General features: G+C 66.2%; 22 protein-coding genes, 2 tRNA genes and 1 pseudogene. 10 read left to right on the forward strand and 15 right to left on the reverse strand.

The genetic code is table 11. The features are described 5' to 3' along the window. Positions 1–28: 28 nt before the first annotated feature. From rpmG to ACZZ98_RS03835, 4 genes are all read right to left on the reverse strand, one after another. Positions 29–196, reverse strand: coding sequence for a 50S ribosomal protein L33 (gene rpmG / locus ACZZ98_RS03820; RefSeq protein ID WP_009776014.1), 168 nt, complete (start codon positions 194–196; stop codon positions 29–31). A 136-nt stretch (positions 197–332) separates the two neighbouring features. After that, a tRNA-Met gene (locus ACZZ98_RS03825) sits at positions 333–406 on the reverse strand. Positions 407–450: 44 nt separating this feature from the next. After that, positions 451–523, reverse strand: a tRNA-Thr gene (locus ACZZ98_RS03830). A 120-nt stretch (positions 524–643) separates the two neighbouring features. After that, positions 644–1687, reverse strand: a complete 1044-nt coding sequence (locus tag ACZZ98_RS03835) for a zinc-dependent alcohol dehydrogenase family protein (protein ID WP_463515004.1) — start codon at positions 1685–1687, stop codon at positions 644–646. Positions 1688–1797: 110 nt separating this feature from the next. Here ACZZ98_RS03835 and ACZZ98_RS03840 point away from each other — a divergent pair, with 110 nt between their 5' ends. Then, on the forward strand, positions 1798–2376 hold the full coding sequence (locus ACZZ98_RS03840; RefSeq protein ID WP_463515005.1) for an ASCH domain-containing protein: 579 nt from the start codon (positions 1798–1800) through the stop codon (positions 2374–2376). 43 nt (positions 2377–2419) lie between these two features. Here ACZZ98_RS03840 and ACZZ98_RS03845 read toward each other — a convergent pair whose 3' ends face one another. The 6 genes and pseudogenes from ACZZ98_RS03845 to ACZZ98_RS03870 form a co-directional block, all read right to left on the reverse strand. Continuing rightward, complete coding sequence (locus ACZZ98_RS03845; RefSeq protein WP_463517821.1) at positions 2420–2905, reverse strand: hypothetical protein; 486 nt, start codon at positions 2903–2905, stop codon at positions 2420–2422. A 399-nt stretch (positions 2906–3304) separates the two neighbouring features. Beyond that, positions 3305–3400 (reverse strand): annotated as a pseudogene (locus ACZZ98_RS03850) (DUF2510 domain-containing protein); the annotation flags it as partial. Between the two features lie 398 nt (positions 3401–3798). Beyond that, positions 3799–4554: a helical backbone metal receptor gene (locus ACZZ98_RS03855; RefSeq protein WP_463515006.1), complete on the reverse strand. Its 756-nt coding sequence runs from the start codon at positions 4552–4554 to the stop codon at positions 3799–3801. A 9-nt stretch (positions 4555–4563) separates the two neighbouring features. Beyond that, the gene (locus ACZZ98_RS03860; protein ID WP_463515007.1) at positions 4564–5247 is read right to left on the reverse strand and encodes a class I SAM-dependent methyltransferase; all 684 of its coding nucleotides are present in this window, start codon (positions 5245–5247) and stop codon (positions 4564–4566) included. A 30-nt stretch (positions 5248–5277) separates the two neighbouring features. Continuing rightward, the gene (locus ACZZ98_RS03865; protein WP_463515008.1) at positions 5278–6114 is read right to left on the reverse strand and encodes a serine hydrolase; all 837 of its coding nucleotides are present in this window, start codon (positions 6112–6114) and stop codon (positions 5278–5280) included. Next, positions 6086–6847 (reverse strand): SDR family NAD(P)-dependent oxidoreductase, encoded by a 762-nt coding sequence (locus tag ACZZ98_RS03870; protein WP_463515009.1) that lies wholly within the window; start codon positions 6845–6847, stop codon positions 6086–6088. Before ACZZ98_RS03870 ends, ACZZ98_RS03865 begins: the two co-directional genes overlap by 29 nt. Positions 6848–6966: 119 nt before the next feature. On the opposite strand from ACZZ98_RS03870, the gene ACZZ98_RS03875 reads away from it, so the two are divergent. After that, positions 6967–7188, forward strand: coding sequence for a hypothetical protein (locus ACZZ98_RS03875; RefSeq protein WP_463515010.1), 222 nt, complete (start codon positions 6967–6969; stop codon positions 7186–7188). Between the two features lie 78 nt (positions 7189–7266). Next, a complete protein-coding gene (gene speB, locus ACZZ98_RS03880) occupies positions 7267–8292 on the forward strand; it encodes an agmatinase (protein ID WP_463515011.1) in 1026 nt (341 codons plus the stop codon). 109 nt (positions 8293–8401) lie between these two features. Here the strand turns inward: speB and ACZZ98_RS03885 are convergent, their stop codons facing one another. Further along, positions 8402–9190, reverse strand: coding sequence for a DUF1883 domain-containing protein (locus ACZZ98_RS03885; RefSeq protein ID WP_463515012.1), 789 nt, complete (start codon positions 9188–9190; stop codon positions 8402–8404). A gap of 597 nt (positions 9191–9787) precedes the next feature. Between ACZZ98_RS03885 and ACZZ98_RS03890 the strand changes: the two genes are divergently transcribed. From ACZZ98_RS03890 to ACZZ98_RS03915, 6 genes are all read left to right on the forward strand, one after another. Continuing rightward, on the forward strand, positions 9788–10657 hold the full coding sequence (locus ACZZ98_RS03890) for a hypothetical protein (protein ID WP_463515013.1): 870 nt from the start codon (positions 9788–9790) through the stop codon (positions 10655–10657). A 141-nt stretch (positions 10658–10798) separates the two neighbouring features. Then, positions 10799–11863 carry a hypothetical protein gene (locus ACZZ98_RS03895; RefSeq protein WP_463515014.1) on the forward strand — a complete coding sequence of 355 codons (1065 nt, stop codon included), beginning with the start codon at positions 10799–10801 and terminating at the stop codon, positions 11861–11863. Beyond that, positions 11850–12725: a nucleotidyl transferase AbiEii/AbiGii toxin family protein gene (locus tag ACZZ98_RS03900; RefSeq protein WP_463515015.1), complete on the forward strand. Its 876-nt coding sequence runs from the start codon at positions 11850–11852 to the stop codon at positions 12723–12725. Before ACZZ98_RS03895 ends, ACZZ98_RS03900 begins: the two co-directional genes overlap by 14 nt. Positions 12726–13010: 285 nt before the next feature. Continuing rightward, positions 13011–13769, forward strand: coding sequence for a radical SAM protein (locus ACZZ98_RS03905; protein ID WP_463515016.1), 759 nt, complete (start codon positions 13011–13013; stop codon positions 13767–13769). A gap of 138 nt (positions 13770–13907) precedes the next feature. After that, the gene (locus ACZZ98_RS03910; RefSeq protein ID WP_463515017.1) at positions 13908–14312 is read left to right on the forward strand and encodes a DUF6375 family protein; all 405 of its coding nucleotides are present in this window, start codon (positions 13908–13910) and stop codon (positions 14310–14312) included. Positions 14313–14364: 52 nt separating this feature from the next. Continuing rightward, positions 14365–18693, forward strand: a complete 4329-nt coding sequence (locus ACZZ98_RS03915) for an NACHT domain-containing protein (protein WP_463515018.1) — start codon at positions 14365–14367, stop codon at positions 18691–18693. A 199-nt stretch (positions 18694–18892) separates the two neighbouring features. Here the strand turns inward: ACZZ98_RS03915 and ACZZ98_RS03920 are convergent, their stop codons facing one another. Further along, positions 18893–20350, reverse strand: a complete 1458-nt coding sequence (locus tag ACZZ98_RS03920) for a phospholipase D-like domain-containing protein (RefSeq protein WP_463515019.1) — start codon at positions 20348–20350, stop codon at positions 18893–18895. A 79-nt stretch (positions 20351–20429) separates the two neighbouring features. Here ACZZ98_RS03920 and ACZZ98_RS03925 point away from each other — a divergent pair, with 79 nt between their 5' ends. After that, positions 20430–21479, forward strand: a complete 1050-nt coding sequence (locus ACZZ98_RS03925) for a hypothetical protein (protein ID WP_463515020.1) — start codon at positions 20430–20432, stop codon at positions 21477–21479. 4 nt (positions 21480–21483) lie between these two features. On the opposite strand, the gene ACZZ98_RS03930 is transcribed toward ACZZ98_RS03925, so the two are convergent. The 3 genes from ACZZ98_RS03930 to ACZZ98_RS03940 form a co-directional block, all read right to left on the reverse strand. Continuing rightward, positions 21484–21987 carry a methylmalonyl-CoA mutase family protein gene (locus ACZZ98_RS03930; RefSeq protein WP_463515021.1) on the reverse strand — a complete coding sequence of 168 codons (504 nt, stop codon included), beginning with the start codon at positions 21985–21987 and terminating at the stop codon, positions 21484–21486. Positions 21988–22361: 374 nt separating this feature from the next. Further along, a complete protein-coding gene (locus ACZZ98_RS03935) occupies positions 22362–22475 on the reverse strand; it encodes a hypothetical protein (protein ID WP_463515022.1) in 114 nt (37 codons plus the stop codon). A 494-nt stretch (positions 22476–22969) separates the two neighbouring features. Then, positions 22970–24361: a Fic family protein gene (locus ACZZ98_RS03940; protein WP_463515023.1), complete on the reverse strand. Its 1392-nt coding sequence runs from the start codon at positions 24359–24361 to the stop codon at positions 22970–22972. Between the last annotated feature and the right edge of the window lie 13 nt (positions 24362–24374).

A 24374-nucleotide genomic window follows, 5' to 3' on the forward strand; every position in this document is an offset into this window, starting at 1 on the left:
GGCGGCTTCGTCGGACGAGGCGCTGGGGTCAGCGCGTCTCGCGGTGCTCGGTGTGCTTCTTGCAGCGGGGGCAGAACTTCGCCAGCTCGAGCCGGTCGGGGTCGTTCCGACGGTTCTTCTTGGTGATGTAGTTGCGCTCCTTGCACTCCGTGCACGCCAGCGTGATCTTGGGGCGGACGTCAGTGGCCTTGGCCATCGGGGCAACCTGCTCTCGAAAAAGTTGATCGTGGTGTGATGCAAACTCTGTGTCGCGCTCGTTCACGAGGGGTTTTCGCGCGACGACCAGCACAACAGACTACGCGAGTTCAGGTATTCCCAGAAATCGCGCTGAGTAGCGGGAGCGGGGCTCGATCCCGCGACCTCACGATTATGAGTCGTGCGCTCTAACCAGCTGCGCTACCCCGCCTTGGGGGTCGGAGGCCGTCACGTGATGGTGACGGCCCTGACCAGAGCCCCCTGTCGGAATCGAACCGACGACCTTTTCCTTACCATGGAAACGCTCTACCGACTGAGCTAAGGGGGCCTTTCAGGCACCGAGTCAGACCCGGGCTGAGTGCGTCGGGAATGCTACACGGACACCTGCGCACGGGTGAAATCCGGCCCCCGGACCCCTGATCCGGGCTGGGTTCGGGCTGGGTTCGGCTCAGCCGGGGAGGCTGATGACGGTCATGCCGGGCGATGTCGCCGGGTGGTCCATCGCCATCAGGGCCGCTCCGGCCTCGTCCAGCGAGATGACGTCGCCGACGAGGCGGTCCGGGCGGAGCGTGCCGTCCTCGACGAGGGCCAGCATCGCGGGGTACTCGTGCGCCGCCATGCCGTGCGACCCGTAGATCTCGAGCTCGTGGGCGATGACGCGGTCCATGGGCAGGGGCGGCGTGGAGGCCGGGCCGAGCAGCAGGCCGACCTGCACGTGCCGGGCCCGTCGGCGCAGGCAGCTCACCGAGGCGGCGGCGGTCGCCGGTGTGCCGAGGGCGTCGATCGAGACGTGGGCCCCTCCGTGGGTGATCTCGCGAACCATGGCGGCGGTGTCAGCGCCCCGGCTCGCGTCGACGACGTGCTGGGCACCGAGCTCACTGGCCCGGTCGAGAGCGGCTGCGGAGATGTCGACCGCGACGACGCGGGCACCGAGGGCCGCCCCGATCATCACGGCCGACAGCCCCACGCCACCGCAGCCGTGGACCGCCAGCCAGTCGCCCGCGCGGAGGCGACCGTGCGCCGTGATCGCCCGGAACGCGGTGGCGAAGCGGCAGCCGAGCGAGGCTGCGGTGACGAAGTCGATGGAGTCCGGCAGGGCGACGAGGTTGAGGTCGGCAGCGTTGATCGCGACCCGGTCGGCGAAGGACCCGGGTCCGGTGAAGCCCGGCTGCGTCTGGTCGGGGCAGACCTGCGCGTCACCCGTCCGGCAGAGCTCGCACACGCCGCAGCCGCAGACGAACGGCACGGTGACGCGGTGGCCGACCTGCCAGTGCCTGACCTCGGCACCGACCTCGGCGACCGTGCCGGCCAGCTCGTGGCCGGGTGTGTGGGGCAGCGCGACGGGGTCGTGGCCCCTCCATGCGTGCCAGTCCGAGCGGCACACCCCGGTCGCCCGCACCGCGATGACGACGCCGTCACTCGGGCAGGTGGGCTCGGGCACCTCGGCCAGGGTGGGCGCCTGCCCGTAGGCGTCGTAGACCACGGCCCTCACGGTGCGGTCCTCTGTGCGCTTCTCTCGTGCATCACCCCAGTCTCGATGACGACCGCGACCCGGCGGCGCCCGCCTCGGACGAACCTGCTCGGGCGTGGCACGCTGAGGCCATGACCGACGAGCAGCCGCCGCGCCCAGACGAGTCGACCGACCTGGCCGAGGTGGTGCCCGGCGTGGTGCCCGACGCGGCCGAGGAGGCTGCCGAGGAGCAGGTGCGCACCTTCTGGGACCTCGCCCGGCTGCACGCCCACCTCAACGAGGTGCCGACCTACTTTGGGCCGACTCCCCTGGACTCGGTCCCGCCACCGACGTGGTCCTTCGGCGCCACGGCTGAGCAGGCCGACGAGCTGCTCGGCCTCGTGCTCGACGGCGTGAAGACGGCGACCGCCAGTGCGGTGTGGGACTACGAGGCCGAGGACGAGCCGTTGCCCGAGCAGGGCGCCCTCAGCATCGTCCTCGACGGCTCGGGCCGACCCCGCGCGCTCATCGAGACCAGCGAGGTCACCGTCGTGCCCTTCGATGAGGTCGATGAGGAGCATGCCCGCCTCGAGGGTGAGGGAGACCTGTCCCTCGCCCACTGGCGCACCGTGCACGAGCGCTTCTTCACCGACCACGCCAGCCACGGCCAGGCCTTCGCCAAGAACATGCCGGTGGTGTGCGAGCGCTTCCGCGTCCTCTACTCCGACTGAAGATGGCCTCGGTGTCGGACACGACAGGCAAGGTCCCGCAGAATCACCTGCGCTTGAAGCTCCAAGTGCCGTCGGCGCCGATTGAGACCACTGAGGGACCACCGTCCAATGGGACGGTGCCGGTATAGGTCCCGATCTCGTTCACCGCGAGGTTGGGGAAGTCCCCGCCTACCTGATTGACCGAGAAATTGCTGTCGCCCTTATGCGTGATGGCCCAGTCGCCGGGGTCTCCGTTGTAGAGAAAGACCGCTGGCCCCTTGCCGCTCATGGTCGGGGAGAGCTCCTTGAGAGCCGAGATCGGCTTGATCAAGATGGTCCACGAACCATCGGCACTGACCTTGAGCTTCGCCGGTTCGTCTCCAAAACTGGACAGCCCGTAGGCCGCGGTCCCAGCGTACGAGCCGATCTCATTTGCCAGCAGATCCCCTGTTGACTGGTTGGCGGCATCAAGGGCCGACACAGAGAAGTTGGACGAGCCCTTGTGGGTCATCACCACAGCGGCCGCCGCGACGTTGGCTGGTAGGGCCACGACTGCGTCCCCGCGTCCGCGCTTACTGATGGGTTTGAAGGACCCGAACGTTTCGTCGTATGCGTTCGGAGGGGCCGGCTCCGGTGCCGCCGTGGTAGGAGTCGGCGTCGGTGGCGCGGTGGTCGGTGCAGGCGGCGCTGCAGTTGGAGAAGCCGGCCCGGTCGCCGACATACGTGTCGAGGTGGAAGTGGAAGGAGTCGCACCAGCAGTCCTTGGTGCGTCCTCTCCGCCAGACAAGGCTGAACCGACGACTGCCACGCCCACAAGCGCCACTGGGATGAGGAATCGCTTCTTGCGGTACACCGGACGGTCTGACGGTTTGGTCGACGGCCCTGCAGCCAAGCCTTCCGTGCTCAAAGTTTCCGCCGCTGGTGGACTTTGAGTGACTGGCTGCACCCCCTGCCGATCAGCTGTGTGCTCGGTCCACTGAATGCCGTCCCAGTACCTCTGACGCCCATCGGGCGTCGGATACCAACCTGCAGGCGTTTCGGACATCGTTGTCCCCCCTCGTTCGGTGACCTGAGAGTAGTGCTATCCGGAGGTGTCCGCCTGAAGAATTGACTTTCGCCCGCTCTGCCAGTTCGGTCCCCAAAGCTCCGCCGTCAGGTGCGAATGATCCGCCGCCCGTGGGCGGTGCGACCGACACGTTCGGTCCTTCTCCCAGCGCGCTCTCGACGATCGCTCCACCACCAAGACCTTCGGCACGACGTCGTATGCCGGCCAGTCCGGTGCGGCGTCCATCCCGCCTCCCGCTGTCGGCCCGTGACCAACCCACGGGCGTGGCAGCGTGGCCCGGCTCGCCAACCGGGGGGGCGTCACCGCCCTGCAACACGCGCGGACCGGGGCAGACCAAGGTGGTCACTATCCTCGAGGACGCTGGCTGACCCGCTGGGTCAGGCCTCGACCAGTCCGCGGGCCTCGATGAGGGACGGGCCGTACCACGTGATGAGGCGACCGTTGACTAGGCGAGTTGCCGTGCGCGAGAAGGCTCTTGGCCCGTCAGTCTCGGTGAAGACGTAGGGCTCGTCGGGCAACAGGACGAGGTCGGCACCCGCTGCGTCGAGCTGCTCGAGGTCGACGTGGGGGTAGCGGCCCTCGACGCCGGCCGTGACGACCTCCAGCCCCAGTCGGGCGAGCAGGTCGGCCGTGAACGTCGGGTGTCCGACGACCATCCACGGGTCCCGCCAGATGGGCACGATGACCCGGGCGTGCGGCGTGGGGACGTCGCCTGACCAGAGGCTGTCGGCCGCGGCGAGCCAGGTCGGCTCCGGCCACGCGCAGGCCTCGACGAGTAGTCGTCGCATGGACGCGAGCGCCTGCGGGACGGTCTCGATGTCGGTGACCCACACCGCGATTCCCGACTCGCGCAGGCGCGTCACGTCGAGCTCCCGGTTCTCCTCCTTGTTGGCGATGACGAGGTCTGGCCGCAGGTCGGCGATGGCGGCACGGTCGGGGTTCTTGGTCCCTCGCACCCGCGTCACGTCGAGGTCGCCCGGGTGGGTGCACCAGTCCGTTGCTCCAACGAGCGTGTCGGGCGCCGTGGCGGCCACCGCCTCGGTGAGGGACGGGACGAGCGAGACCACACGGCATACGGGACCGTCCGGCAGGTCGACGGCGTGGCCGAGGTCGTCGCGCAGCGTCCGGCTCATCGTCAGCTCTCAGGCGCGGCCGACGGCGAGGAACGTCGTGAAGGTGCCGCGACCCTGGTCGTCACCGCCGAGCTCCTTCTCGACCGAACCGGCGTCGCTCACGGTGACGTCGTGGAAACCGCTGGCGCGCAGGCGGTCCGCGAAGCCCTCGCGGTCGAAGCCGTCATGGCCGGTGAAGTCGTCGTGGTGCGCGTGGAAGGCGCCGGTCCGGTCGTCGTCGAGCTCCACGATGGCGACCCAGCCGCCGGGGGCGAGGAGTGCCTTGACGCGTTCGAGCAGGAGGTCGACCTCACGGACGTGGTGCAGCGCAAGGGCACTCCACACCCCGTCGAAGCCGCCCTGCGGCGGCGGGTCGGTGACGAGGTCGAGCCGCTGGGTGGTGAGGCGGTCGGAGAGGCCGGCCTGCTCGATGTTGGCGCGGGCCACGTCCACCATGCCCGGTGAGGCGTCGGTGACGAGCACCGTTGCGACGGCGTCGGCGAGGGCGAGGCTCAGCTGGCCGGTGCCGCCGCCGATCTCGAGGACGCGTTCGGTGCCGTCGAGGGCCAGGGTGTCGCGGAGCAGGGCCGCGGTGGCGTGGGCGCGTTCGATCTTGGCGGGGTCGGCGTCCCAGGTGCTGGCCGCGGCGTCGAAGTGGCCGTGGCCGGTCGGGACGGCGTGGGAGTCGGCATGGTCGTGGTCGCTGCGGCTCATGCCTGCCACCCTGCCACGCCGGTTGGGGCGTCAGTCCAGAGCCGCCCGCAGCGCGTCGCCGATCCCGCGCAGGGCGCGCATGACGTCGTCGCGACCGGTGCCGGGAGGGTCCTCGGTCCAGTTGGCCAGGACGGCGTATGCCGTGGCTCGCCCGCCGCTGTCGACGATGCCCACGTCGGCGCGCACCCCGAGGTTGGTGCCGGTCTTGTTGACGATGCGCGGCCCGCTGGGCTCCTCGGCGTGCGAGAGCGGGTCCTGGTGCCACGCGGCGGCGACCATCGAGAGATCCATGCCGGGAGCGAGCCAGCCGAGGACGCGCTCGCCCGTGGAGCCCGGGGTGTCGCGCTCGGCCCACAACCGGGCGAGGATCTCGACGTGGTCGGCGGCGCACCCGAGACTGAGGTGGGGCGGATCGCCGGGGCCACGGAGCCCGCGCACCACGTCGACGAGGTCCGAGCCTCGGGGTGCCCACTCCTCTGCCCGTGCGCGGATGGCGTCGAGGCCGAGCAGGTCGATGAGGACGTTGGTGGCGAGGTTGTCGCTCACTGACCCGACGAGCTGGGCCACGTCCCGCAGTGGGAGCAGGTCGGTCGCCAGGTGCTGCCACAGGCCGGAGTCCGCGACCGGGGGGACGGCACGGCGATCGAGGGGCTGGTCCAGGCTGAGGCGGCCTTCGCGCAGGCGCTCCGCCAGTTCCATGAGGACGAAGACCTTGCCCACGCTCGCCGTCGATAGGAGCCGGTCGGGGTCGTGCGAGGCGAGCACCTCACCGCTGCCGAGGTCGACGATCGCAACGGACCAGTCGACCCCTGGCAGCAGCTCGAGGCTCAGGGACACGTCAGCGCGGCGCCATCCGCAGGGCGCCATCGAGGCGGATCGTCTCGCCGTTGAGGTAGTCGTTGTCGACGATGGCGAGGGCAAGCTTGGCGTACTCGGTCGGCGCCGCGAGGCGCTGGGGAAACGGCACTCCTGCCGCGAGACCGGCGCGGAACTCCTCGGACACCGTCGCGAGCATCGGCGTCTCGACGATGCCGGGGGCGATCGTGCAGACGCGGATGCCGTACTGCGCGAGGTCGCGCGCTGCCGGGAGGGTCAGGCCGACGATGCCGCCCTTGGACGAGCTGTATGCCGCCTGGCCCACCTGGCCGTCGTAGGCCGCGATGCTCGCGGTGTTGATGACGACGCCCCGCTGGCCGTGCTCGTCGGCCTCGGTCTGGGCGATGGCCTCGGCGGCGACCGCGAGGACGGTGAACGAGCCGATGAGGTTGATCTCGATGACCTTGCGATAGAGCGAGAGGTCGTGGACACCCTTCCTGCCGAGGATGCGCGCGCTCGGGCCGATGCCCGCGCAGTTGACGACGACGCGTAGGGGTGCGCTGGCGTCGGCGCTTGCTTGGGTCACGGCGGCGCGGACCTGCTCCTCGTCGGTGACGTCGGTCGCGACATAGGTGATGCCGTCGATCTCGGGCGCCTGCTCGACGCCCTGGGCGAGGTCGAGGGCGTAGACGTGGGCGCCGCTCGCGGCGAGGGCAGCTGCTGTGGCAGCCCCGAGGCCGGAGGCGCCGCCGGTGACGATGGCGGAGGTGTGCTGAATCTGCATGGCCGTCATCCTGTCACTGTGCTCAGGGGTTGCCGCACGGGCGCTCGATCAGGGCTGGGCAACGTCGCCACCCCGCGAAAAGTTCGCGATGTGGGCCGAAAGAGAGCACACTGGGGGCAATGACACCTGGATCCGAGTACAGCCGCCCTCGACACGCCAACAGCCCCTTCCGGCCTCAGGCCGAGGTGGCGATCGAAGAGTTCGCAGCAGGCGACCGCGTCTGCCACGACGCGCACGGTCTGGGTCGTGTGTTGAACATCGATGCGGGCGGAGCCACGGTCGACTTCGGTGGCAGCACCCTGCGGATCGAGACGCCGTTCCGCAAGATGACCAAGCTCTAGGCCTCGAACCAGGGCCGCGCCTCGGCCCTGAGGTGTGTTGCTGGTCAAGTGCATGATTGGGCGAGCATCATGAGCGCCATGACCCGATACGGCGCGCAGTACGGCCCTGACATCACCTTCCTCGGCGTCCCTCCTTGTGACCTGGACGACGAGTCGACGTACTCCGACGCAGACGTGGTGATCGTGGGCGCACCGTTCGACGGCGGCACCTCGCACAGGCCCGGCACGCGCTTCGGCCCTCAGGCGATCAGGATGACCGACTATCTCCCTCATGACGGGTCTCGACCGTCACTGGCGTTGCGGACCGACGGGCTCCAGGACCTGAGGGTCGTTGACGCTGGCGACGTCGAGATGCCACCGGGGGACATAGAGAAGGCACTGGGGGTGCTGGAGGCGGCTGTCGAGAAGGTGACCCGCGCCGGCGCGATCCCCGTCGTCCTGGGCGGGGACCACTCGATCGCGTTTCCTGACGCCAAGGGGGTGGCCAACGTGCTGGGGCACGGGCGGGTCTCGATGATCCACTTCGACGCCCACGCGGACACCGGTGACATCGAGTTCGGCTCACTCTGGGGACACGGTCAACCGATGCGTCGGCTGATCGAGTCTGGCGCTCTGCGAGGTGACAGGTTCCTGCAGGTGGGCCTGCGCGGCTACTGGCCAGGTCCAGAGACGCTCGACTGGATGGCGGAGCGAGGGATGCGGTCCTTTGAGATGACCGAGATCGTCCATCGTGGACTGACCGACGTGCTCACAGAGGCGTTCACGATCGCCATGGACGAGTGCGACGGCGTCTTTTTGTCGGTCGACATCGACGTCTGCGATCCGGGCCACGCACCGGGGACCGGCACGCCGGAGCCCGGTGGTCTCACCGCCCGAGAGCTGCTCGACTCGGTGCGTCGGATCTGCATCGAGCTCCCAGTTGTCGGAATCGACGTGGTGGAGGTCAGCCCGCCCTACGACCACTCCGACATCACCGCTGCCTTGGCCAACAGGGTCGTGCTCGAGGCGCTGTCGGCAATCGCGCGCAAGCGTCGCAACGAGCGAGACGGTACGTCGTGGGATCCGGCCCGGCCACTGCTCCAAGGCCGTCCTGACGCAGGTTGACCGGCCCCAGCCGGCGAGTCACGTCCCGTCGGCCACCGCGTCATGGGCGGCGAAGTGACGCAACCCCGGCCGAAGCTCGCCGTCTCGCGATGGCGATAGCGTGCTTCCCTCAGTCCTCGTCGCCAGTGCCTAGTACCGCGTCCGCGATCTGGTCGGCAATCTCCTCGATGTCGAACTCGTTGGTACTAAGGGCCCGCTTGTCTGCAAGCGAGGGACTGTAACCTCGGACTTCCTCGGCGCTGATCTGGTGCCAAATAGGAAGCATCGACTGCTCTCCGGCAACGGTCTTGGTGACAAGCCCGTCGAGCTCGTGGTTCGTCCATCCTTTCGCGAAGAAGGAAGGTGACAGCACAACGACCCCAAACCGGCTCGATCGGATGCCTTGGTCGATCTTCCGCCGGAGGCTGTCACCGATCTTGATCTCGGTTCGATCCAGCCAGACCGTCACCCCCCGCTGCGTAAGTGCGTCCCTCAGCGGAATGGCAACTAACTCCTTGTCCTCTGTCGCATGCGAAAGGAACACATCCCACGTCTGTCCTCCGAGGACGTCGCCCTCGGGTTCGACGGGCTCACGCAGCTCAACGTCCCGGGCGGGTCTGTCCTGTTGGTGCAGCGTGGGGAGATTGCCGCGCGGTGGCGGCTGGACTTGGACGCCGGCCCGCACTTGGCCGCCGTAACCGCCAAGGTCGACAACGACCACCCATCGGCCGTTACTCGGGATCGCAATTCTTACAGGTGATTGCTTGGCGAGACCTCCGTGATATCGGTACTGCCGGCCCGACTTGTACGCCTGGTAGGCAGACGAATCCATGAGCTGTACGTTGGCCTGCTTGTCAAGCGTGACAACTGCGGTCGCGCCCTTCCTCTGGTGCCCGAGATCGTAGAAGAGGTGTTGCATAACGACCCTCTATCGCTTGTCTCGCGGCGGGGACCCGTCGTTACAGGGCGCCACTGTGTCCACAGAGCCCTTGGCGCAACTACGTCCGAGAAGGCGTACCTGGCGGCCTTCGGAATGACTTACGAACGGCCAAGCGTGTGCGGTGGCCCGCGGCTGAGTGTCGGCACTCATACTCGCTCGCGCATCACCAAGCTGCCTGACACCCGTCCCACCGTTACGGCTATCGGCAGCGTTGCGACGGATGGTCTTGTTGCTCATGGTTGCCCCTTCGGCTGCTCCTTGTCGGCGCGCATCACGTTAGCGGGTCCGACCGACACCACGACTGCCCACGTATCCGCTTCCACGGTGTAGGTGATCTGCTACATCAGGGCTCACGTACGGCCTGTAGAGGCTTCCTCGGACGCGGCGTGGTGATCGCCTGGCAAGCGGCAGAAGGACGCGGATTCAGTATCGCGCGAAAGGACAGCCGCGACCCCTGACCATGGAACCGCGCGCCTGGCCCGCGCTTTGTAGGAGGTAGCGCTTCTAAACTCGCGTCATGTCCATGTGTGCGTGTCTCGGTCTGGAAGCCTGATGCCGTCCCGCTGGAACTATCTCGTGTCCGAGACACTCTTTGCCAGCGAACTTGTGGAGTCTGGCGTGAGCAGGCTTTGTACCGTCCCAATCCGTGACGACAGCTGGGCTGTGGGAAACGACCGGATGTATTCGTTGCACGTAGGTCTCCACTCCTACGTGACCGGGCTGGAACGACTCTGCAAGCTCACAATCGCTTGTCATGGGTTCCTCGCTACGGGTGGCTTTTCATCAATGAAGAAGTATGGCCACAGGATCGGCGGACTCTTGGACGCCGTCGAAAGCCTAGACCTACGGATCCTGCCCCAGGACGCTAAAACCGGGCCTGCCCGCCCTAACGACGATCTCGACCCGACGCTCACCGAGGCTCTCGAACGCTTTGCCAATGGCGCCGGGCGCTACGAGCACTTGGACTCGCTGTGGGACAAGGGAGCAGATGTAGCCACGCTGAAGACTTGGACGGAACTGTGTGGCCGCGTCGTTCCTTCCGAGCGGGTACGTGAGTTGATCTCCTTGCGAAACGTTGTGGTCGAACGCATGCGGCTGCTTAGCACTCACGGACATCTCGAAGGCTCGGCGTACGCCCTGCTCGAATCCTTAGATCCCTATCTCTCCGAGCTCTCGTCCGCGGTGGCACTCCGGCTGTACGACAAAGCGCGCTGGGTCGCGGAGACGCTCGATGGCCTGACGTACTACACCCATCAAGAGCTTCCGCTACTCGGCGAGGCGGTCGTGGCCATTCGGCCGCCGGCCGAATCCTTCTTTCAGTACTCGGTCGCGCATATCGAGGACGAGCAGGCCACGATCGAGGACTTGGAGAACCACTTCGAGTACTTCGGGCATCTCGGAGAGGACGAAGACGAGGACGAAGACAAGGACGAGAAGGAGGACTGAGACGACGAGGAAGAGACGATGAGTGGGCGCACAGTCCGGTCGAAGAGACCTAGTGCGCGCGTCATCGCTAGACACACATGCCAGTGATCACTACCCTTCACTCAGATGCATGCTTCATCGTCGAGTGAAAGTAGCACTGCAGTGAAGGGTAACGTCGAACTATCACCCGACGTGCCCGCGTACGTCCGGGCTGCCCTTGCAGGCATCCCTGAACTCACCGTCACCACCGGTCGCGCGTTGCGCCTCAAGTTCGACGGGCATGAACGGCCCCTTTCCCTACTGCCCAAACCGACCGCAGCACAGGCAACCGAAGAACCGTGGCACCCGCCAACCCTTCGCCCCGCCCGAAACTCCGTCGGGCTAGTCGTGGCACGCGAGATCACGCAGCAAGAACGCGCTGTCATCGAAGCAGCCGGACTGTCGTGGTGCGACGGGCGAGGAGCCCTGCACATCACTTGGCCGGGCTTCTACTTACACATCGAGCGCACAGGCCGCAGCAGCACCCGACCTTCGAGGGTTGACAGACAAACGCTAGGGGTTGCCAGCATCCGCGGCGTGCAAACAATCTTGGCCGATCCTCACCAAGGTTGGAGCGTTGCGAGGTTGGCGCAGGCCGCCGCCATCTCGTCAGGACAAGCTCACAAGATCCTGCTCGTCATGGACGAAGAACGCCTGCTATTAACGCAAGGAAGCGGACCGCAACAACGCCGCTACCTCATCGACCGCAATGAGGCGCTCACTTGGCTAGCCAACATTGAGCGCGACCGCCGACGGCCTGATACCGCGGCCACCTACCTGTACGCGCGGAACTTTGACGATCTCATCGATCGATTCGCTGCGCGCGCTGAAAAGAGCGGAGTCACCTACGCGTTGACCGGAGTGAGCGGTGCCTACGCACTAGGACATCGACTCCTAACGAACCTCAGTGTTGTTCAGGCTCGGGTTTCGCCGGTAGACGCCGATGAGGCAGTCGACCTTCTCGGACTGGAGCGATTGGAGGCGGAGGAAGCCGGCCGCGGCATGAACTTGGAACTCATCACAGACGCCGGGGAACTGGGCACGTTCGACGCACGCCCGGCACCTAACCGACCCCGCCTCGTAATGGTGGCACCGCCAGTACGGGTTTGGTTGGACATGAATCGCGCGGGTGGTCGCGAGGCCGACGCCGCCGCCCTCTTCAAGGAGCAAGCACTTGAGCGACCCTGACGGTCAGCATCATTCCGAGTACGACGCCGCGTCCGCCGACTTTATGCTGGCCCACGCAGCCGACGTCGTGCGCGCAACCGGGTTTGCCGCACAACACATCATCCTCATCGGAGGGTTGGTCCCGACGCTGCTCGTACCCGTGCTAGATCCCGGCATGGAGCCGCACGTCGGGACCGCTGACGTTGACCTCTGTCTAAGTATGGCGCTCATCGAAGGTGACACAGAGACCTACAGCCGTATCGAAGCCGAATTAAAGACTTTAGGCTTCGAGGTCGGGGACGCATCGTTCCGTTGGGTGCGCGGCGGCGACGTCCCGATGACGGTCGAGTTCTTTTGCCCATCCGGTCCCGCGCGCCCTCCGGGCCACGCATGGAGACCGACGCTAGCGGAGAACCCGACTGCCAAGCACAACCTGGGGTCTCGCCTGTCCGCGCTAGCCCTGGAGGCGGGCGACATCATCGCGGCTGACGCCGTTCTGGTCGAGCGCGAGGTGGCGCTGCCCAACAGCAAGGGCACGATCACAATCAGCCTGAACGTCACCGGACCCGTTGCCTTTCTGGTCGCCAAGACGCAGGCGCTGCATGAGCGTGACAAGCCCAAGGACGCCTACGACATCGTGTGGCTCGTCGAAAACTGGCCGGGGGGTCCCGCCGCGGCCGCCGCGGCCTTTAGGCAGCGTCCGGCATTCTCGCGGCCGGAGGTCGCTGAGACTCTGGACAGGCTCAGGGCTGCCTTCTCAAGTACGGACTCGATTGGCTCGCGCAGTTTCGCGCGGTTCTTGGGGGCCAATGCAGATGAACAAGCCCTGCTAGAACGCCGTGCCGTCGGTGCGTTGCAGGAATTCTTCGACGACATCGACTAGAGGTCGAGATCAGCCGACCCGCCGGTCCCACTCGACTTACGCGTGTTGCTCCACTCCATCGCCAACTGCGACTAGAGGAAGGCGGCTCCAGCGCGACATCGCCCGTGCACGCCGGTCCGGGCCGTTGCATTCTGGGCGAGTTGACGCGGCGGCATGTCGCAAGTTCGGTCAGCTCGTTGGCGATGCGTCCATCGGTTCCGAGGCGGATGCAAGCGCAGAGCCTCCGGTGTCCCTAAACTGGCCGACCGAAGTCTATTCAGTCCGCTCACAGTTCAGGGGATGTGTATGAGGATCCGCCTCGGGCCCGACGGCGTACACATCTTTGACCGGCAGTCCGGCCTGAACGTGCTTCTCGACGAGGTCACGCCGCCTGAACATGCTTGGGCGGCTGCGCCGCGCCAAGTGTCGATCGCGGTGACGAACGCCTGCGATTTGGCGTGTTCCTACTGCTATGCCCCGAAGCACCGTGCGGTCCTGGAGTTAAGCCACCTGCTCAGCTGGATGGACGAACTGGACCAGGCAGGAGCCCTCGGCGTCGGCTTCGGCGGCGGCGAGCCGACCCTGTTCCGGCAACTTCCTGAAGCCTGTGCGCACGCCGCCGAAAACACGGACCTCGCGGTGACGATGACAACCCACGGCCACCGCTGGAACGCCGACCTTATCTCGCGACTTCGCGGTGCCGTGAACTTCGTACGCGTCAGCGTCGACGGGGTCGGAACCACCTACGAACGCCTTCGGGGCCGGAGCTTCGTGCAGTTGCGGGGAGCCTTGGACGCGATCGCGGCCGACTTCCAGTGGGGAATGAACAGTGTGATCAACCGGGACACGGTGGAAGAACTCGACGCCATAGCTGCGCTCGCCGCGGAACATGGAGCCTCCGAGCTCTTGCTGCTGCCAGAGCAGCCCACCGCCGGGACGCCTGGAGTAGAGCAACAGACTTTGCGCGCTCTCGAGAAGCTGGGTCCTCTCGTACGCCGGCCCCGTGCCAATCGCCATGTCTGCCGACGCTGCGCTCGGCGTACCGACCGCGGACGCGCTGCCTAGCGAAGTGGGTCTGCGTTCGTACGCGCACATCGACGCGGGCGGAACGGCCCGCACCTCGTCCTACGCCCCCAGTGGCGTCCGTATTGGGAAAGATGGAGTGATGGCTGCGTTCAAGCAGCTCGCAGACATGGAGGCGGCATGAAGGTCTGGCACGGGTACGGGACCGAGCACTCGATGAACCTGAAGCTGATCGGACACTTCGCGGACGCCGACGAAGCAAGCGCAGCGGCGAAGGCCGTCAAGATCCTGACCGCTGCGGCAGAGGCAGAACACGCAGCCGGCCGCCTGGAGTACGGCGAACCCCCTCGCCTCTTCAGCGACGAACTTCTTGCCGCGCTGAGCAAGGTGAATATCCACAGCTTCGGCTACGCCGACGTCGAGCAGTTTCTCTACGACGCCGAGGTCAAGGTCGATGGCTCCGATGTCGTAGTCCAGACCGACGAGATCGACGTCATCGCCTACATCAAGGTGCTCATCGCAAAGGGCGCCAAGGTCGAGATGTACTCCGGGCACGACCACGACACCGGTGTGGGGGGCGAGTAGTGCTCGTTGCACCTGGTGAGCGCTGCGCCGGCGCACTCGTCAGGGAGCTCCGATGACTGAGCTGGACTGGGGCCAGTTCGAGAATCTGCCCGGCGACCAGGCCGCGAACTTTGAACTGCTGTGGCGCGGCGCGGTGCGCCACACCTTCGGCAAGTACGGGAAGTTCCAAGCGCGTGCGCAACAACCAGGCGTCGAGTTCCACCTCAAGCTCGACAGAAATTGTCCGCTCGGAGATGCCGGCGATTGGTTCGGCTGGCAGACCAAGTGGTGGCCCCTGCTTCAGCCGGGTCGCACCATTGGCGCATCTCGGAAGCGCGACGTGGAGGACTCGCTCAACAAGACTAAGACTCACCTGTCCGCGCTCACCAACTGGGTTATGTGCACGCGCCGCCCACTCGCGCCCACCGACGAACCCTGGTGGGACGGCTTGAGCGCGAGCACGCCCTTTAAGCTCGACCACCAAGTCGCAGAGGACCTCGCCAACCTCCTCACCGGCGACGCCGAACTGTTCCGGCAGACGTACTTCGGCGACCTGATCGTTACCCCGCACCGCCTGGAGACGCTCAAGAACCTCGCTCTCGCCGACGTGCGGGAACGCTGGTTCCCCGAGGTTCATCAGACCAGCCCGTCCGAGAACGCCCTTCGACGCATGCTCGCCGAGCCCGGTGCCTGGGAGCACCTCTACGTCCTCGGGACCGAGATCACCACTCTAACGGCGATCATCAAGAGCGACGTTGAGGCCAATCCCCTCGAAGCGTCTGTTCAGGCGGACCTAGATGTTCTGCTCGAGACCGCCGAAACCATCCGGCAACTCCTCGCGGACGCCCACGAGCACCTCACCCCAGGCGGTGACCACACGTGGCGTGAGCTCGGAGAAGCCACCGTTCCGGACGCGCCCACTGCAGTACCCCCCGTGCTGCGCAAACTTCGCGCCGCCAACCACCCGGCGGCGCTCCCTTGCGCTAATTTGGTCTTCCACACACGCGACGCCGCCGCCTCGGCCAGGAGCGTCTTCGGTGAGCTCGCGGTCCGGTGCGTCACGGTCACCGGCGACGCCGGCTATGGAAAGACCCAGCTCTCGGCGAAGCTAGCAAGCCCCATCGAGTCCCGACCGGCCGGCGTATTGCTCTTCGGACGCCAACTGCGAAGCCGAGACGACCTCGACGACCTCGCTCAAAGAGTGTCCGTCAACGGGAAGAAGGTCGAGACCTTCGAAACACTGCTGGCAGCCGTCGATGCGGCCGCCGCACGCGCCCAGTGCCGCCTCCCCATCGTCATCGACGGACTCAACGAGGCCGAGGACCCAGGCGACTGGAAGCCGCTCCTGGAGCGGGCGCAGGTTCTGCTTGAGGGCTACCCGTCGGTCCTCCTCGTCTGCACCCTCCGGTCGGCGTTCGTTGACCGGGCGATCCCCACGTCGCTGACCAACTCTGTTGATCTCTACGGGTTCGGCGAGGACGTCGACCAAGCGGTCGAGAAGTACTTCAACCACTTCAACATCGACGCCGGCGGCGTCGACCTGCCCCTCGAGCGCTTTGATCACCCGATCACCCTGCGGATCTTCTGTTCGGTTACGAACCCGACCAGGGAGCACCCCGTTCAACTCGTCGGCCGTGCTCCGTCGCTGAACGCCATGTTCGAGGGTTACCTGGCTGATGCCGCAAACCGGATCGAGATCATCACCAACTCCCGCATCCGATCCACTGATGTCCACAACGCCCTGCAGGCACTCGGCATCGAGATGTGGAACACCAACTCCCGCGAGGTCAGCGAGACCCGCGCGAAGGAGATCTTCGGCGACACGAACCGGCTCTGGGACGACAGCATCCTCAACGCCCTTCAGGGAGAGGGCGTTCTCATTCGCCAGACAGCCCAAGAGATCGACGAGGACCAGGCTGCTCCGAGCATCCCCGCGGCGGCAGACAACCGAGAAGGGCTGGTCGTGACGGTCGTGTACGACCTCCTCGCCGGCCACATCGTCGCCTCCGCCATGGCCGAGACGAGCGGCGCGACGTTCGCTACGTCGCTGAGCACACCTGAGGTCGAAGCCAAGTTCACCGGCGAGGCGGCCGGAGTCCATCCTCTGGCGGTCGACATCTTCGACGCACTCGTCTTCGTGCTGCCCCAACGCGGCCTGGGTCACCTTTGGGAGCACGTACAAGACACCTTGCTCGACGCTGCCCTGCTGCGAACGACCGAACTCGCGCCCGAGGACGTCAACGCCACAACCGTGGCGGCTTGGGAGCAGAACCTGCCGAGCCTGTCAGCACGGCCGGGCTTCTGGCCGCGGCTCAGGTCGGTCCGCGCCGTTCCGAGCCACCCGTTCAACGCGACCTTCGCCGACAACCTGCTCCGATCGCTGAGCGTCGCCAACCGCGACCTCACCTGGACCGAGTGGCTCCGCACTTCGGCCCAGCCTTACGTGCGCCCGGACCCTGGAACAGATGCACGCCCGCTGGAAGACCTCCGGTCGTGGACGACGCGCTGGCGAGAGACCGACGAACGAACCGAAGCCGACGCACTCCGGGCGCGCTGGTTCATGTGGATGCTCACCAGCACTGTGCGCGACCTCCGAGATGCCGCGACCGCCGCCCTGTACTGGTACGGCCGCGGTGACGCCGCGTCCCTGTTCGAGCTCGCGGCGGGCGCGCTGGAGATCAACGATCCATACATCGGTGAGCGAGCCATCGCCACCGCGTACGGCGTTACCACGGCCCATCAGCAGCCTGATGCAGATTTCGGGATCCAGCTCCGGACCTACCTTGAGGCGCTCATGGCCGCGACCACCGGAGACGCCCCCACCGCCCCGACGTTCCATCGGCTCGTCCGGTACTACATCGCCGGAACATTCGAATTCGCACGCACCTATTACCCCGACGCGGTTCCGGCAGCTGCTGCCGACGGCATCGAGTTCGCTGACGGCCCTCTCCCCGAGCCCCTGCGCGAGGGCGACGAGCGACACGACGAAGTCGAACGGACCATCCACATGGACTTCGGGAACTACACACTCGGCCGACTCTTCGACGACCGCGACAACTACGACTACGAGCACGAAGGACACCGCAACGCGACCGCCCAGGTCCTCGGTGTTGTCTACGAACTTGGCTGGCGTAAGGACGAGTTTTCGTCCGTCGATAGCACGCTCGGCCGCATGGATACCGATAGGAACCCGAACCGCGTCGAGAGGTACGGGAAAAAGTACAGCTGGATAGGGCTACACCTGGTGACCGGGATGCTGAATGCGCGCGGGGACCGTGTCTACAAGCTCGAGGTCGACATCGATCCGAGCTTCCCGCAGGCCTCCCCGCACCTGCCGTTCTCGATCCCGACCTGGGTCAGGCCGAAACCCGCGGATGACCGCGCGTGGCTCCTCAATGGGATCGTGAGGCTCCCTGAGGACCTTATGTACACCCAGGCCCTGGCGGGAGTCGAAGGTCCGTGGGTGCTCGTCCACGCCGAGATCGACGCGAAGGACGAACGCACGGGGCGAGGTGGGTACGGCCTTTTCAACACCGTCGTGATCGCACCGGGCGACCTCGCGCCGTTCATGGAGGGCTGGGAGCGCGACGAGCACCCCGGCCGCGACCTCATCGAGCTACCGAAGGCGTACTACCTCTTCGCCGGCGAGATCCCTTGGCACAAGCGGATGGTGACCTCGGGCGAAGACATCGCAGGCACGGGCATGCGGCCCATCGCGCGCGATGAGGACGACGGCTGGGAGGACTACCACGACCGCGAGGACCCGTACTTCGACCACTTCCGGATCGAAATGCCCGTCTCCGAAGATGTCGATGATGCGAGCGCCGACCGCGAGACTTCGGACGACGAGCTCCTCGAGATCCTGTACGGCGAGCAGGAGGAAGGCGCGGAAGGCGAAGAGACCAACATCCTTCCCCTCATCCGGGCTTGGATGCCTGGTCACCGCGCCAAGATCCCGCCGCACGTGGATCTGGAGTTCGAGTCGCTGGCACATGTGTTCGGGTGGGAGGGGAACAACAGCTCGGAAAACCAGGTGTTCGCCTACGTGCCGAGTCAACGGCTCTCCCAGCACTCCGACCTGCGCTCGCTTCCTGCTGGGTTCAACCAGGTCGATTTCGAAGGTCGGCCCGCGTCGCTGAGCTTCACCGCGCCCAAGGGCTTCAACGGTCATCTCCTGTACGTTCGCGAGGACGTCGTGAAGGCCTACGCCGGTCAACGAGCGGTCGTCACCTTCGGATGGGGCGAACGACAGATTCACGCCGCGTGGCCCGAGAGACTTCCCGACCGTTTGTTGAAGGTCTACCGGGCTTACCGCAACATATGGCGAACGCACCGTGTCATTGCCGAAGGAGATTTGGAAGCGGCCAGCGCGAGGAAGGAGGGCGAAGGGAAGCCTGAGTAGTCCCTGGCCTGCTCGGACGCGTTGAGCGAATCAATCGGCCGCACCTCGATGTCTGGCCGCAGCCCCGTCGCCCCGGCCCGAATCAGGAAGCGTCAATCTGGGCGCAGTGACGCGGGGTGTGGACAGCCGAGCACGGTCGCCGACCGCCTCGACCGTGACTACCTGGCCTTCATCACGACAGTCGGACGCGTCGTTGTCCTCAGAAGTCTGTTGTGCCGCGCAGCCGTCGCGGCCGGCCGTCGGGGTCGTAGAGGGCCAGGTAGGCCGGCCCGGCCCACCGCCTCGTCGCCGCCGAGATCGCAGGAGGCAGATGACGGCGGATGCGGCTCCCCTGGGCGTGCTCACGCTCCGCCCACAGTGCCAGGGCGTCACTCAGGTCCGCCATCCGCGGCTCGTCCTGCGGCAGACCCAGGTGCTCGGCCCACAACGACGTGCGCACGGTGCGAGCCATCACACCATCGGGATCGACCACGGCACAGGTGAGCTCGGAGTCGTGCGTCCAGGAACGCCGGTTGAGGTTGTCGGAGCCGATGGTCATCCACTCGTCGTCGACCACGCAGACCTTCGCGTGTACGTAGACCGGGGTTCCCTCGGCGTTTTCGAGGTCGTAGAGGGCAACACGGTCGCCGCCCGCCTCCCGCAACAGATCCCAGGCCAGGCGCTGCCCGTGGAGCATCGGCGGTCCGGCGATGCGGCTGTCGTTCTCCGGGAAGCGGGGGACGACTGCGATCACCTGGAGCTCCGGCTTACGTCGAAGGGCCTCGGCGAGTGTGGCTGCCACGACGTCGGACCAGAAGTACTGGTCCTCGATGTAGATCAGGCGGCGGGCCCGGCTGAACGCATGCGAGTAGGCCCTCGCGATCGAGCGTTCGCCGTCCGGGGCAAAGGGATATGCCGGCCGCTTCCGCGGGTAGGTACGCAGTATCTGCACGAGGTGCGGACCCGCCTCTGGGGGTGGGTCCCAGCGCTGCGGGAGCGGCTTGGTGTGCCGGGGCATCTTGGTCAGCCGGTGCAGCACCGCCCGGTAGGGGTTGCGGTGGTCAAGCGGAGTGCGGTCATCCCAGCGCTCCGCGAAGGTGTCGAGGACGTCCGCCACCGCCGGACCCCGGATCTCTGCCATGGCGTCGTGCCAGGGCGGGGTGGGGCCGTACCGCTCGTCCAGAGGCGGCGCCTGCGGATCGCCAGAGTGTGCCGCGTCGTCACGACGGCCGTGGCACAGGTCGATGCCACCGACGAACGCGACGTCCTCCTCGGGCCTGCCCTTGCGCCTGACGACGAAGAGCTTCTGGTGATGGGAGCCGCCGCGACGCACTCTCTCGTCAAAGAGCGCCTCTCCACCGGCCTCGTTGATGATGGTCCCGAGGTGGTTGTTCTCCTCGCTGTTGAGACTGCCCGGGTGGGAGCGCCAGAGCAGGGCCCGGACCTCGACGCCTCGACGTAGTGCCGAGGACAGCAGCTCGGCGGTGGTCGGGCCGTCACTGCTCAGGCGTTGGTCGGCATCACCGCGCCAGTCGGTGAGGAAGATCCGGTCCCCGGCCCGGGTCGCTTCGACGACCTCGAGCAGGCGAGCGAAGTACTCGGCTCCGTGCACGCGCGGCACGACAAGGTTTCCGGCGGTCCACGGCCGCTCCGTGGTGGGTAGGAACCATTCGCTCACGTGCCCACTCTCCCATCGGGCGGTGTGACGTGGGCAGGTAGCAGGGGGTGGGTCGCGCTCCTCGACCTACGATGGACGGGTGAGCGGCCCTTCACCCAGGCATTCGCGGCTTCCGCTGCGTGACGCGGAGGGCGGCGATCGGTTCGAGCTGTTCGTCGTGAGTGCCGTGGCCACGATCGCCCTCACGAGGATCTACCTGGAGGCGATGGACTACCCGCAGATCGGCGGCGGCGGACTGCACGTGGCGCACCTGCTGTGGGGCGGTCTCGGGATGATTGCCGCCATCCTGGTCATGTTGCTCTTCATGAGCCGGACGGCCCAGACGGTCGCCGCGGTCGTGGGGGGCGTCGGCTTCGGGCTGTTCATCGACGAGGTGGGTAAGTTCGTCACCGGGGACAACAACTACTTCTTCGAGCCGGTCCCGGCGATCATCTACGGGACGTTCGTGACGATCGGTCTCGCGGTGGAGCTGCTCGTGCACCGCAAGCCTCTGAGCCACGTCGAGCTCGTGGTCAACGCCATCGAGCTGCTCAAGGAGTCAGCTGCTCACGACATGGACGAGCTCGAGCGCGACCGCGCCCTGGCCCTGCTCCGCCGAGCCGATCAGGGCGACCGGGTCGTCCAGCTCCTCACGGAGACGCTGGAGAGCGTCCCTCCGCACCCGGTGAGCCACTCGCGGGTGGCACGCGCGTATGCGGCCGCGCGTGGGCTCATCGTGGACCTGCCACGCGCCCGGGCGGTCCGGCGCGTCTCGGTGGCGCTCTTCGTCCTGTTCCTGGGTGGTTCGCTGGTCCACCCGACGTGGCTCCTCCTCACCGGCCCTTCGCTGCGCCACCTCATGTATCTCGGCTTCGCCGCAGCGGCGCTGCTGGTCGGCATGGTCGCCCTCGGCACCTGGTTCCGCCATCGGCGCATCGAGGCCCTCCGCGTGTTCGAGGGCGCGCTCCTGCTGGACCTTCTCGTGGTGCAGTTCTTCCAGCTGCTCGACGCACAGTTCCTGGGCTACCTGGCCGTGCTCGTGAACCTGGGCCTAATCGGGCTGGCCCGAGCGTTGCGGGTCCAGCTGGCCGAGCAGACTGCGGCACCCGGCGGCAGTGCGGCCGTCGACATCCAGGCTGAGCGCGGCTGAGTCGTCAGACGTTGCGGCGGTACTGGCCTCCGACCTCGAAGAAGGCGTCCGTCACCTGCTGGAGCGTGCAGACCCGAGCCGCGTCCATGAGGACAGCGAGCACGTTGTCGCCGTTCATCGCCGCCTCACGCAGTCGCTGCGGAGCGACCTCGGCCTCCTCGCGGTGCGCCTCGCGGTAGGCGTTGACCCGCTCGAGCTGCGACTCCTTCTCGGACTCCGACGCCCGAGCCAGCTCGACGTGCTGTGGTGTGCCGCCCTCGGCGTCGGGCTTGCGGAAGGTGTTGACGCCGGTGATCGGCAGCGACCCGTCGTGCTTGCGGTGCTCGTAGACCATCGACTCGTCCTGGATCTTGCCGCGCTGGTAGCCGGTCTCCATCGCACCGAGCACTCCCCCGCGCTGCGAGATCCGGTCGAACTCCTCCAGCACCGCAGCCTCGACAATGTCTTTCCAGGACCTGAACGAGTCGGCGACACCGCAGTCCGGGAACGGCGTCAGCGGCTCGAGCACCCGGTAGGGGTCGACCTCGGGCGCACTGTCGCCTGAACCATCCGCTACTGCTCCCAAGGGACGGGGCGCGCCCGCACCCGAGTGAAGGAGGCGCGCACTCAGGTTCGTACGCAGCGTGGTCAACGGGCTGGTGGTGCCTCAGCGGCGGACCGCCGGCGCCACCGTGTAACTGCTGGAGATGGCGATCCGGTTGAGGGTGTTCATGGCGATGGCTGCTCAGGTCGCCGCCGAGATCTGCTCTGCTGTGAGGAATTTCCTCGGCAGCCGTGCGGTCGGCTGATCGCTCGGGCAGCGAGGAGATATAGGTGACCGCCACAACCAGCGCCAGGGCGGCGCGCCCGACCGGCTCGAAGTAGGCAGTCTCCCGCCAGGCGCTAAGCACCGCAAGCCGGTCGGGCTGCTTCCGCCGGCCAGAGCGTCCGGGACGTGCAGGCGCGGCAGAATGCGCAGCCGTTGATCTGGGAGACGCGGATGCGGACCAGCTCCATCAGTGTCGGGGACAGGCCGGCCTCGTAGGCCGTGGCCGCTGCCTACTGGCTCATGGTCATGGCGCTCAAGTAGAGAAGTGGGTGGTGCTTCGTGATGTTCACAAGTGCGCTAGCGATGGGGGACCCGTTCGAGAGGTCGCCGAGCGGGCTGGTCGGTCAGGAGGTGAGCGCCGTGGATCGGTAAAGTCCTTCGAGCATCCGGCCGGGAGCTGCGCACTCCCTAGCAGTGACCTCGCTGCAGGCGGAAGAAGGCGCATCCGACGAGCCACCTCCGGCCGGTAGACCGCATGCCGGACCGCGACCCCGCTGACGGCCCGGGAGATCTCTTCGATGCCGGAGCCCTTGAGCAGATTTCCAGCGCGCCCCTTGGATGGCCGTGAACACCGCCGAATCGTCACCAGCCATCGTCAGCATGAGCACGTGTGCCTCCAGCCACTGCTCGATGAGGCGAGCCGCGGCGTTGAAGGATGGGCTCAGCGCCACCGAGGCGCCTACTACCCGACTTGATCCCGCGCCATGGAGTCCAAGTGATTAGTCAATAGAGCGGCCCACAGCTCAGCGCCCTCTTGAAAGCCAACGACTTTTTGGCTATCCCCCCGGCGAAGAACTACTTTTCCCTCATCGGCGATAAGGCACAACTCATCGTGCATGGGCTGAAGGCCCCGAACGCTCGGCTTGTAAGGCTTGAACGCCCGTGGATTTGGATCCTTCTCAGACAAAAAGAGAGCGGGAAAATTTTGGTCTGCTTTAAGCGAACTATACGTCGCCGCGGAAGTATGCCCTACCCAGACAAGCAGATCCGTTGCCAAGCCTGGCGACCTAACTTTGGCCAGCCATCCGTTGCCTGCCCTATCCCGCCGCCTAAGCATCTCGAAATCGCTTGGGCCGATTCGCGATATAATTTCCAAAGAGTCCCGAGAAGTCAACAGGTTAGCTGACACCTCTTGGAGAAACTGATCAAGCGTGGTGTGCCATCTCCGGTAAAGACTTCCCTCCCGAACCTTCAAGTCCTTTTGGAACAGCTCCCAAGCGAAACCAGGGTCCTCCATCAGCCGCAGTTGTCGCCGAAGAGCTCGTGCGAAGACCCGCATCAGCGGAACTAAATCCCCCGCCTCATCACTGTGACCCAGAGCGCTAATGTATCGGCCGCGGTCTGCAGTCGACTTCACAATGAGGGGAGGAAAACGGCTTGTGCCAAGTAGAAAATTCGCGAACAAGCGCGCGACTCTGCCGTTTCCATCATCGAAAGGGTGAATGTGGGTAAGCCATGCGTGCGCCGTGCTCGCGCGCCATAGAAGTGGCGCGTCCGACGACCGGACCCATTGGATCAGATTGTCCATGTCACTTGGTACATCTATTGGCGTTACGGGAGTATGAGCAGACCCCTCAATGGAATTGATGTACTGCTTATACCTGCCAGCGGATGGATGACCAGTCATCACCAGCGAGTGCATGTCTCGAAGGTCGCCCTCAGCTAATGGACGATTAGGATCGCGATTGAACTGGTCAACCAAGATCCTGGCTGCAGCTAACCCGACCACATCCTTTATCTTAGGTTCGTCGGAGAGCGCCTCCGAGAGCGCGTACCTCGCCAGAGCGGAGTCAGCAGACCATAGGTCCCGGCTACTCATAATCTGGTAGGTCTCCGCCAGCGTCGCCTGCTTGCCTTCAATAGCGTTGCTTTCATAGATTTCCGTCGCACGGGACGACCGCGCGAGACGCGTGCGGAGTTCGGTTGCCACGGCAGCCCGCACCACATCGCATCGGGCTTCGATTTCCACCTCGGCCGCGACGAGATTTTCGATCGCCTCTGCGGCTCCGTCCCCGACAGGGAGGCTGTACGGAGTTCCTTCCAGCGCAGACTCAAGGCTCGCGGCGTTACCCATCTCTGCAGTCAAG

The organism is Knoellia sp. AC549 (assembly GCF_979258975.1).